The following is an 11,858-nucleotide window of genomic DNA, read 5'->3' on the forward strand; positions in this document are numbered from 1 at the left end:
GATATTGTTTAGTATTTTATTAATCTTTCTCTAGTTTAAAAAGTTGTGAAAATCTATTAATTATTTCAGTACAAATAAGTTAGGCGATTTTTTACCGAAAAATAATAATTATCTGCCGTAAAAATACACTTTTAATTAAATATGAACGAGATATCCTTTATTTTGCATCATATTATATAAAACTTTTTTTTTGAACTTTATGAAAAAGAAACAACTGTTTACTTTTTGCATTCTATTACTCCATTCTTTATTCTTATCAAATTTTTTGTTTGCTCAAGAATCTTCAATGAACCTTGTTATTGATCCTCAAGGGCATTCTGGTATGGTTCGAAAGGTTATTTTTACAGCAGAGAATAAAAAAATTGTATCTGTATCTGAAGATAAGACAATCCGAATTTGGGATGTTAAATCAAATACTCTACTTAAAACTCTATGGGGACAGCATAGAAAAGGAAAAGAGGGTAGGTACAACGCTTTAGCTTTATCTCCGGATAATAGACTGATGGCAGTAGGTGGTTATTTACCTAATAATGAAATCAGAATTATAAATCTAAATACAGGAAAACAAATAGCTTCATTAATTGGCCATGAGAATATTGTTTCCGATTTAAAATTTTCTGCTGATGGTATGTGGCTAGGCTCATCTAGTGCAGATCAAAGTGTTAGGATATGGTATATTCCTACATTAAAGAATGAAGTATTTGAAGAAGAACCTTTTGAGAAACTCTTAATCCCTGAACATACAGATATTGTTTATAATATAGATTTCTCTTCTGATGGTACTCGACTAGTAACATGTTCTTTTGATGGAACAGTGAGATTATACTCTATGGCTGTTTCTATGAGCAATGCTCGAATTGTAAAAGTCTGGGAAACAACGGAAAGATTTACCAATGTAGATATTTCATCTGATAATAAATATGTAGTGGCCGGGCAATCAAAAGGTAAAGTTTATATTTGGAATACGAATGGTAGTGAAATTACTACCTTAAATGATACAAAAGGTTTTATTTCTAGTTTAGCATTCTCTGATGATGACCGTAAATTAATGATAACTGATTCTAAAGGGGATCTTTTTTTATATGATACTGATGTTTGGTTAAAAAGTAGAGATACAGGTATTTCTGAAGGTAGTTTTTCAACAGCATCTTTTGCGAATGGTAGCTCAAATTACTGTGTAACATCAAGTGGTAATGATGGTGTAATAAAAATTTGGGATTTAAAAACTGGGCAAACAATTAGAGAATTTCAAGGTGTAGGTTTACCAAATCAAAGAATTGGTGTACAAGAGGGTTTATCAGTGGCATTGTCAATTTCTGAGAAAACTAGACAACCTTATAATAAAGTATTCAATTTTGATAGTCTTGATATGGTTTTATCTGTAGATAATCAACAAGGGTTTTCTATGCCTGTAATCAAAAATGAGTCTTTATCTTTAATTAAAAAATCTGATTACATTTTACAAGCTGGTTTAACAACAATCAAAAATGATAAAAACCGAGATAAATCAATTGAAGTTTATTGTATTGGTATTAATAACGATATCATAATTGGTAGTGGAGTATCATTAAAAAGGTATAACAGTGAAGGTGTTTTACTAAAAGAATATATAACTACATCGTCATCTAAAAATGCTGTAAATGTTTCAAAAGATGGTAGATTTTTGATCTCATCATCTGCAAATCAAATTACAGAATTATGGAATTATGAGACAGGTGAATTATTAGCGTCTCTATTTGTGAGTACAACTAATGATTGGGTTTGTTGGTCTCCAAAAGGCTATTATCAAGCATCTGCGGGCGGAGAAAAATATATTGGTTGGTTAAAAAATAATGGTATTGGCCAATTGGCTACATTTTATAAAGTGAGTTTTGCCAGAGATACCTACCATAAGCCAGAGATTTTGAAATCAATAATTGCTAACGGTACAATAGAGGGGTTATTTGAAGAACAAAATGAAGAAGTTTTTGATGATATAATTTATGAGCAACCTGTAGTTGAGTGGATTTCGCCTACTATGAATTTGTTTTTAGATACAGCTCATGTTGTAAATGTAATGGCAAACATAACGTCTAAAACACCACTTGATGTTCTTAAAATTTTAGTGAATGGACGTCCGGCTTACATATCGCCTAAAGAGAACTTAAAAACAGAAAGTGATGGTTTTTTATATGTAATTGACGAACAAGTTAAGATTACAAGTCAAACTGCTAATATTCAAATTTTTGCTGCAAATAGTTCATCTAACTTTACCTCTGATACTCGATCGGTATCTTTAGGAAGAGAACGTAAAAAATCTAAAATGGATTTAGATTTTGATTTAGATGAAATGTTTAATTCAGTGGAGAATCAAAGAAGTTTAAAGCCGAATATTTATCTATTATCAATTGGAGTTTCTGAATATAAAGATAACACCTTGAACTTAACATATGCTGATAAAGATGCTATAGCAGTGTCGGATTTATATCAGAAGCAACAAGAGGGAGAGGTGTTTAATAAAGTGAATGTAAAACAGCTGACAAATGATAAAGCAGTTAAAGGAGAAATACTTTCTGGATTTGAGTGGTTGGCTAAAAATGCACGTTCTAACGATTTAGCAATTGTTTTTATAGCTTCTCATGGGTTAAATAAGAACAACAATTTCTATATTATTCCTCATGATGTTGACCTTAACAATGTGAATGAGACAGCAGTAAGTTGGTCAGATTGTTCTCAGTTAATGGCAACTTTACCGTCTCAAGTATTATTATATGTAGATGCTTGTAATAGTGGTCAATTAGGTTCCGATATTAGTCATTCTGACAATACTGAAAGTATTCGTAAGTTATCTTCTGATGAAAATGGTGTTGTAGTAATGTCTGCATCAACAGGTAAAGAAAGTTCTTTAGAAAGCCCTGTTTGGGGGCATGGAGCATTCACTTCTGCAATTTTAGAAGGTGTATTAGAGGGGAAGGCAGACTACTCTGGGGATAACGTAATTACTTTAAGAGAACTTGATTTATTTGTCGCTACAAAAGTAGAACAATTAACGAAAGGAAAACAACATCCAACAACTCAAAAACCAAGTACAATAAGTACTATGACAGTTGGAGAAAAAGTAATGAAATAAATTTTTTAAAAGCTGATACTGATACCTGGGCCAACCATCCAGAAAAAAGTTTCAGCTTTTAGGAAATACCCGAAACCAACATAAAGGGGCAGAGATAATTTTCTGCCTGGCCGTTGCAGAGGATGAACACTTGCTAATGCCACTATTCCAAGATCTCGGTCAATATCTTCGTTATCACTTAAGTTAAATGCATTAAGTGCTATAGAACCAACACCAACCCTGTAGGGTCTTACTCTACCAATTGTCCCTGGTTTGAAGAACTTAAATTGAGCAATTGCTGAGATACTAATACCACTAATTCCTGAAGAGATATCATCTTCGTTTGCTTTTTTTACAAGTAAACCTGCAGGAAAAGATAAATCGACATCAAATTGTGATTTCCTTGCAGCATATATTTCAATCTTTTTAGTTTTTACTTGTTCAGAATATTTGTCTTTCTGATGCGATATATAAATTTCTAACTTTGTCCAATCTTCAAACCTATGTGTTTTTATTCCTAGATATTTATTTAAAGTAATAAGAGGATCTGTACAATTGTTTTTCTCGTAGTTATGATATCTTGGTGAACTTTGACCAGGACAAATCACAATATTTTCATCTTTAGCTATTTCAACCAACTGCCCTTGTGGTCCAATCACTCTTACATCTAAAGTAATGTATTGTTTACCGTAAAGTTGTTGATCATCAATCCAATCAGGGTTAAAACGTAAAATTACGTCTGTCATAGCCTTAAAATAGAAGATGGGTTTGTCTATATCCGACACAACTTTTGGCGAAGCACCATAATCTACTGTTACAAAGTCAAAACTACGAGGTGATTGCTTTTCTTTAATTTTTAGTGCAATCCCAGTATCAGTATCGCCATTAAAAACTTTTAATTCTTTTCTATTTATATTAATTGGTATTGTAATCTGCATACTCTGCATATCCTTTGTGGTATTTACAGAGTCAATACTTATTGCTCGTAGGCCATCAAACATGAATCTTGCATGTTGCATTTGATCTCCTTCAAACTTAACTGATACGGTTTCACCAGGGTAAACACCTAAATCAGAAGTCCAGTTTTTTCCAGCGTGAAGAACTTGTGTACTAGTTATTTTGGTTTCGGAAATAATATTAAAGTTTGTCATGAATGCAGGAGTGTCCCCATCTTTTATATAAAGATACCCTTGCTTTGGTGAGTGATAGTCATATACACGTAATCGACATGTTGTATAGCCACTACTTAAATTATTTTCAGTAAAGATTTCAGCAATTAAGTTGCCGCCAATTTCTTCTTGGTCTTCGATTCTATAAGTTTTATTAAGTAGTAATTTTCTGTTTTGTTGAAGTTGAATTTTAATATCTTCTGCGTGATTATCTTCATTAAAGATAATTTCATTTTTATCAGTGGCTAAAAAGGTTAATCGAGATTCTTTAACTGTAAACCTTAAATTTAAAGGCAGGGTTTTGTAAGAAGGGGACCCCATTAAGAAATTAGGAGCATATGTTTCAATAGAAATTTCAGTTGAAAAAGTATTTATTGATTTAGGTAGTATACCTAAAAAGTATTTATTTTCCCTTTCAGATAATCTCCAGGAAATATTCTTTTGTTCGTGCCAAATATTATCTACTCTCAGATTTTTAGGGAGATTACAAAGGAGTTCATATTCTTTTTCTTCTCCGATATATAGTTCTCTTATTGCACTCCCTTTTTTATCAGATAGTTCTATTTCAGTATTAGTATAGGGTAGAAGTTTTTGCTCATACGGAAGTTCTTTGCCATCTGTAGTCCATAATGCAAATACTATTGAAGGTTTTAAGCTTGTATTTTGACGGTTAAATTGTACAACAAATTTATAAACATTGTCATCAACTTGTAATGGATTATCTACAACAGTAAGCTCAGAAGTAGGTATAACCTTCAAGTCTACAATGCTTTCGGCATTTTTTAGATAAACTCTAAATTCAAATTTCTCATCTACCTTTTCAAATTTAAATGGCAGAGTTTTCTCATTCCTGTGTCTTCGGTTTTCAATTATTCCATGTGTGGATAGATAATTCACAGTTGTATCACTATGTACCTCGATATCTTTAATGAAATAATTGGCTTTTTGAGCGTAGCTAAATTCATTATTTAAGACTAGTATAAGAAGAGTTAGAAAAAAAAAGTAAATAAATTTATTCATGTATTATATGTTCTGAAACAAAGATACATTTAAGAAGAACTTTTTCAGAAATTAAAACCAATAAAATACTTTAAAAAAGACCTTAATCCTTAAAAATGAATTACATATTATTTAAACGTGTTATTTAGAAGATTAAGAAGTTTTAATATACTTATTTTCTTATAAAATATGATCTAAATCAACCAAAACTTGAAAGATTAATATTAACTTTCTTTTTAATTGATTATTAAAGTAGAAGACTATTTATTCCCCGTTTATTTTTATTTTTTTTGAGTAAAATCACATAAATGATAATAAAAGTTAAACAAAATTACTTCTATTACGTAATGATTATAATTAATCAATTAATATTACAATAAATTTCAACAAACGAGTTCCCTATTAAATTCAGACATGAGTAAAGTAAAATCAATAGATTTACATTTTTTAAATAAAGAAGATGCAATAGCTTCTTATCTAGTGGAAACGTCAGAAGGTCCAATTTTAATTGAAACAGGTCCGCATTCAACATTTTCGATTCTAAAAAAAGCATTAGCAGATAAAGGTTATAATCCAGAAGATATTAAACATGTTTTTATAACTCATATACATTTAGACCATGCAGGAGCAGCTTGGAAATTTGCTGAACATGGTGCTAAAATCTATTTACATCCATTTGGGGAGCGACATATGGCAGATCCTTCTAAATTGATGTCTTCAGCAAAAATGATTTATAAAGATGATATGGATAGACTTTGGGGACGAATGGAAGCAATTCCAAAAGAATGTTTGTGTCCAATTGCTCATGAAGATGAAGTTGTAATAGGAGATACTGTTATAAAAGCATGGCATACACCTGGTCATGCAAATCATCATATTGCTTGGCAAATAGGTGAAGGTCTTTTTACTGGAGATGTTGCTGGAGTGAAAATTAATAATGGTCCAGTTGTAGCACCTTGCCCTCCTCCAGATATTAATTTAGAGAAATGGCAATCTTCAATTGATCTAATTAGAAAAATTTCTCCTGCTGTTTTATACTTAACTCATTTTGGAGCCGTTACTGATATAGATAAACATCTTATTGCTTTAGAAAAAGACTTATATCAAATCGCTCAAATAGTAAAAAAATATACAGATGATGGTTTAGATGTACCAGAAATGGAAAAAAGATTCATAGCTTATGTTAATCAAGAATTATCAAATTATGGATTAGATCAAAATGCCCTAGAACAATACGATGCCGCGAACCCGCCTTTTATGGGCGTTGCAGGTTTGGTCCGATATTGGAAGAAGAAAAACGAACTATAAACTTTAATAAGTTAAACATATAATGGAGATACTTTCAGGTCTAGTTATAATTTTTATCGCATGTATTATTATATGGAAAGCATGTGATGGTTTTGAAGATGCCTCTGGCTATTTGGGGCGTAATATGAAAGGTGGTGTTAAAGGAGCCACTATTGATGCTATTGGTAGCTCAATGCCAGAACTATTTACAACTTTTTTCTTTTTAGTATTAGCAGGAGACGCTAAAGGATTTGCAAGTGGAATAGGTACTACATCAGGTAGTGCAATTTTTAATATCATGATTATACCTGCAGCTGTAATTATGAGTGTTATTGTAGTGAATAGAAAAGTTCAATTTATAAATATTAATCCAAAAGTAATTTTAAGAGATGGTATTGCTTTAATGCTTGCTATTTTATGCCTTATCATTTTTGTTTCTGAAAAAGAATTAGATTGGTATCATGGTGTATTCTTAATGAGTTTGTATGTTGTTTATGTTTTGTCTTTATTTTTTATAAAAATGGACTCTGAAGGAGACCATGAAGATGAATATGAATATGAAGCAGGAGATGGTGGAAGATTAGCCGCTTTTTTTAAGTTGGATCTATCTCACGCTATACTTGGTAATAATACAATGAACTCTAAAAGAGCTTGGGTATTATTAATTTTAGCAACATCAATTGTAGGTGCATCTTGTCATCTTTTAGTTACAGGTTGTGAACTTCTAGGTGATGGCTTAAATTGGAATACTTATGTAGTTGCTTTAATTTTTGCTGCTGCTGCAACATCTGTTCCTGATACAATTATTTCTGTAAAGAGTGCGAATAACGGTGCCTATAATGATGCCATTTCAAATGCATTAGGAAGTAATATTTTTGATATTTGTTTTGCTCTAGGTATGCCTTTAACAATTTATACTTTGTTTTATGATAAAACAATTATAATGTCTGGCGGTGCTGAAGAAATGAATTTCATTGGTCAGTTTAGAATTTTATTATTGATATTAACTTTCTTAGCTACTGTTATTTTCTACGTTGGAGCCAAACGCAAAAAACTTGGAGCAAAGAGTGGATACTTTTTAATGCTCTTATATGTTGCGTTTATAGTTTATACATTAGCATATACATACAATGCTCCATGGTTACAAGGTATGCAAGAGACATTGATTAATATAAATGATCATTTAATTCATTTGAATCCATTCCATAAGATGTAGTGTGATGATTTTGACACAAAAAAGGCCACTTAATATTTTTAAGTAGCCTTTTTTTGTGCCTGGATATTTTATAAATTCTTATGGTTCTCTAAGTCTTTATTCATCTTATCAAAAGCATAATCAAGTGCATTTGAAGATAACTGAATAGAGTAAGTACCTATATCTGAAGACCAAAGTTCTGTGTGCCTTCTTAAGGTATAATTATTTACATTTCTATAAGTAAATAATAAGTCTTTTAATAAATCATTTTTTAATAAGTAACTAAAGTTATGATCAAAAATCATATTAATTTGAGAATTAACTTCTTCTTCTGAAGTTTTTAGTTCAATAATTTCAGAAGAATTAAGACCAACATGTACTCCGTAAATGCTATTTTTCATAAGTGAAATCATTGAGCCACCTATATTGAGATCTTGATAAAGCATTACACAAAGTTCTAATTTATCATCATCTACAGTTTTAATATCAAATTGTTTTTCAAATTTAGCTTTCTCAATTTGTTGATTGGTAGTGTAGACTTTATTATCAAAATTAATCATTTCTTGAACCTCAGGAGAACTATAAAAATTGATAACATCAGTAAGTGTATCTATACTTAAATGTTCTTTTATATATTCTTTATAATAGAATTGAGCTCTTTTAGAAGATAAACTTCTTTTAATTGCTTCTTTTAATGATGTTAGTTCCGCAGAATTATCCATCATAATAGTTTTCTCATCAAGTTGTGCCTGAATGATATTATCTATATCTAAAGTCAAGGCGTTTAGATTCATAAGTTGAGTATATTGATCAACTTTTTCATCTATGTTGGTCTGTGCATAAGATGTACTAAAAAATAGTACACATGCAGTGAATAGAGTGTAGCGATAAAACAATAACATTTGTAAGGGTAATTTATAGTATTTAGTCAGTAACTAATTTACTATAATATTTTAAAATTGAAAATAAATAAATGGTTGAATATCAGATGATCTACTTTGAAATAGCATAAAACCAATAAAGAATAGGAATGCTGCTTTAGCAAAGTCAGGCATACAAATAAACTCCATTGATAATTGATCTTTCCATTTTTGAGGCATCCAATGTAAAAAGTAGCCAAGCCCCATAATTAAAAATACATTTTTGTAGGCTATCAACACATCAATAGCGATAGATAAGTCCATGTTTGTCATAATTTGAGTAATCATACTTTGAGCATGTTGCATATCATCAGCTCTAAAGTATATCCACGCGTAGCACACAAAGTGAAAGGTAATAATTCCTCCAATAACTTTTGCATAAATGGAGCTAGAATATTTTTTATTAGTTATTTCAAGCCATAGTTTATGAAAAGCAAGTGCTACACCATGCAGCATTCCCCAAATAATAAATCGAATGTTTGCACCATGCCATAGACCGCCTAATAGCATGGTAATAATTAAATTGATGTAGGTTCTAACTTTACCCTTTTTGTTACCTCCAAGAGGTATATATAAGTAATCACGAAGAAAAGAAGACAAAGAAATATGCCACCTTCTCCAAAAATCTGTAATGTCTGTAGCTTTATAAGGAGAGTTGAAGTTTAGTGGTAATCTAAAACCTAAAAGAACGGCAACCCCAATTGCAATATCTGTATAACCAGAAAAGTCGCAATAGATTTGAATAGCGTAACCATAGGCAGCCATTAGATTTTCAAAACCAGAGTATGACCATGGTGATTCAAATATTCTATCAACAAAGTTTATAGAAATATAATCGGAGATTAATATCTTTTTTACTAGCCCAGAAGCGATTAAAAATAAAGCGTGTCCATATTCACTTTCAGTAACTTTATAAGGATTGTGTATTTGAGGTATAAACTCTGATGCTCTAACAATAGGACCTGCAACAAGTTGAGGGAAGAAGCTAACAAAAAGTGCAAAATCCCAAATTGAATTTACAGGTTTAATATCACCTCTATAAATATCTACAGAATAACTAATTGTTTGAAAAGTGTAAAATGATATTCCAATAGGTAAAAAGATATTTGTAGTGTCCATAGCTGTACCAAATACATTATTTAAAAATACAGCTAGAAAATTTTCTGGTTCTAAATTAAGTGAGAACAATGTATTTATACCTTCTGTAAAGAAAAAGGTATACTTAAAGTAAGCTAGGAGAGATAGATTTATGAATGCACTAAGAAAAACAAGTTGTTTCCTTTTTCTTTTTTCTGTGGATGCAAAAATAGCAGCACCAATGTAGTAATCTACAACAGTAGAAAAAAGTAATAACACAAAATAGAAACCACTTGACATGTAATAAAAATATAGACTAGCAAGAAGCAATAGGGTGTTTCTTGCTGTTATGTTTTTATAAACAAATTGATATATGATGATGATAGCTCCAAATAATACCCAAAATATAGCTTGAGTAAATAATAGAGGACTATTTTCCGAATATGTAACTAATTCGAGCATTGTTCTAGTATAGAGTTTTTGATCAAAAAAAACTTGTAGTATCGTTAAACTACAATTGAAAAGTGATCGTATTCAATTACGAATTTAAACCCTTTGCATGAAATACTGATACATTTTATTGTTTAATTTTAGTAGGAAAACGTTTCTAAGTAAAATTGAGATAGATATATTAAAATATGTACTATTGATTTTTACTTTCCACTTTTCTTCATTTATCTTCATGTATCTTTTAAATATGAAATAATAAGTCAGAATGGCTAAAAAAATAAAGACAGCATACTTTTGCCAGAACTGTGGTTTTGAATCTCCAAAATGGCAAGGTAAATGTCCAACCTGTAACGAGTGGAATACATTTGTAGAAGAATTACTGAAAGAAGATACTCCTAAAAAGGGAGATTGGAAAATGAGTAAAGAAGCTGTCAAAACTGGTGCGTATGTAAATGCTAGTATTGAAACTTCTAAGCCTGTAAGAATTAATGAGGTTAAGTTTGAAAAAGAAGCAAGAATAATCACCCTAGATGAAGAATTAAACAGAGTTTTAGGTGGAGGTATTGTACCAGGTTCAGCGGTAATGATTGGTGGAGAACCAGGTATTGGTAAATCAACATTAATGCTACAGATTGCTTTATCACTTAAAGATAAACAAGTATTATATGTGTCTGGAGAGGAAAGTGGACAGCAAATAAGACAAAGAGCAGAGCGATTACCGTATTCTTCTGAAGATACTTTTGTGCTAACTGAAACAGATACTTCTAAAATTTTTGCTCATGTAGAGAAAATGGTTCCAGATGTAATGGTAATTGATTCGATTCAAACATTAGTGTCTCCATTTTTAGAAGCTGCTGCTGGTAGTGTTTCTCAAGTTAAAGAATGTGCAGCAGAGCTTATTCGTTTTGCAAAAGATACTGGTACACCTGTTTTAATGATTGGTCACATTACGAAAGAAGGAAGTTTAGCAGGACCAAAAGTTTTGGAGCATATGGTGGATACTGTTCTTCAATTTGAAGGAGATCGACACATGACTTACAGAATTTTAAGAACTCAAAAAAATAGGTTTGGGTCTACTTCAGAATTAGGTATTTATGAGATGATTGCTTCAGGACTACGCCAAGTAAGTAATCCTTCAGAAATTCTTTTATCTCAAAGAGACGACGGATTGAGTGGAATTGCTATAGGTACAGTTATGGAAGGTAATAGACCTTTATTAGTTGAGATTCAATCTTTAGTAACACCATCAGTATATGGTAACCCACAACGTAGCCCTACAGGTTTTGATGCTAAAAAAATGAACATGCTTTTAGCTGTTCTTGAAAAAAGATCAGGCTATAAATTAAACTTTTCTGATGTCTTTTTAAATGTCGCAGGGGGGCTAAGAGTAGAAGATCCAGCAATTGATTTAGCTGTAGTTGTTTCACTAATATCTTCTTTTGAGGATATTTCAATTGAATCTACCACTTGTTTTGCTGCAGAAGTTGGACTTGGGGGAGAAATAAGAGCAGTTTCTAGAATTGAAAATAGAATTGTTGAAGCTGAAAAACTTGGTTTTAAAGAGATGTTTGTCTCAAAATATAATATCAAAGGGTTAGATTTAAAGAAGATTAAAATGAAAGTGATTCCTGTAGGTACTGTTGCAGAAGTTGCTGAAAAACTATTTACATAAA

The 11,858-nt window shown here is 31.1% G+C and carries 7 protein-coding genes; 4 read left to right on the top strand and 3 right to left on the bottom strand.

Annotated elements, in window-relative coordinates; all coding sequences use genetic code 11:
- Positions 1-199 precede the first annotated feature (199 nt).
- Entirely contained in the window at positions 200-3,109 is a 2,910-nt protein-coding gene (locus KM029_RS02660; RefSeq protein WP_144075244.1) for a caspase family protein, read from the top strand.
- A 5-nt stretch (positions 3,110-3,114) separates the two neighbouring features.
- On the opposite strand, the gene KM029_RS02665 is transcribed toward KM029_RS02660, so the two are convergent.
- Positions 3,115-5,154: a hypothetical protein gene (locus KM029_RS02665; RefSeq protein ID WP_144075245.1), complete on the bottom strand. Its 2,040-nt coding sequence runs from the start codon at positions 5,152-5,154 to the stop codon at positions 3,115-3,117.
- Between the two features lie 516 nt (positions 5,155-5,670).
- Here KM029_RS02665 and KM029_RS02670 point away from each other — a divergent pair.
- Both KM029_RS02670 and KM029_RS02675 read left to right on the top strand, forming a co-directional pair.
- A complete protein-coding gene (locus KM029_RS02670) occupies positions 5,671-6,564 on the top strand; it encodes an MBL fold metallo-hydrolase (RefSeq protein ID WP_144075246.1) in 894 nt (297 codons plus the stop codon).
- Positions 6,565-6,586: 22 nt separating this feature from the next.
- Positions 6,587-7,759 (top strand): sodium:calcium antiporter, encoded by a 1,173-nt coding sequence (locus KM029_RS02675; RefSeq protein WP_144075247.1) that lies wholly within the window; start codon positions 6,587-6,589, stop codon positions 7,757-7,759.
- 68 nt (positions 7,760-7,827) lie between these two features.
- Here KM029_RS02675 and KM029_RS02680 read toward each other — a convergent pair whose 3' ends face one another.
- The gene (locus KM029_RS02680) at positions 7,828-8,640 is read right to left on the bottom strand and encodes a DUF2059 domain-containing protein (protein ID WP_144075248.1); all 813 of its coding nucleotides are present in this window, start codon (positions 8,638-8,640) and stop codon (positions 7,828-7,830) included.
- A 51-nt stretch (positions 8,641-8,691) separates the two neighbouring features.
- Complete coding sequence (locus KM029_RS02685) at positions 8,692-10,197, bottom strand: MBOAT family O-acyltransferase (protein WP_144075249.1); 1,506 nt, start codon at positions 10,195-10,197, stop codon at positions 8,692-8,694.
- Between the two features lie 253 nt (positions 10,198-10,450).
- Between KM029_RS02685 and radA the strand changes: the two genes are divergently transcribed.
- Positions 10,451-11,857, top strand: coding sequence for a DNA repair protein RadA (gene radA / locus KM029_RS02690; RefSeq protein ID WP_144075250.1), 1,407 nt, complete (start codon positions 10,451-10,453; stop codon positions 11,855-11,857).
- Position 11,858 lies beyond the last annotated feature (1 nt).

Source organism: Flammeovirga kamogawensis, assembly GCF_018736065.1.
GTDB classification, from domain to species: domain Bacteria; phylum Bacteroidota; class Bacteroidia; order Cytophagales; family Flammeovirgaceae; genus Flammeovirga; species Flammeovirga kamogawensis.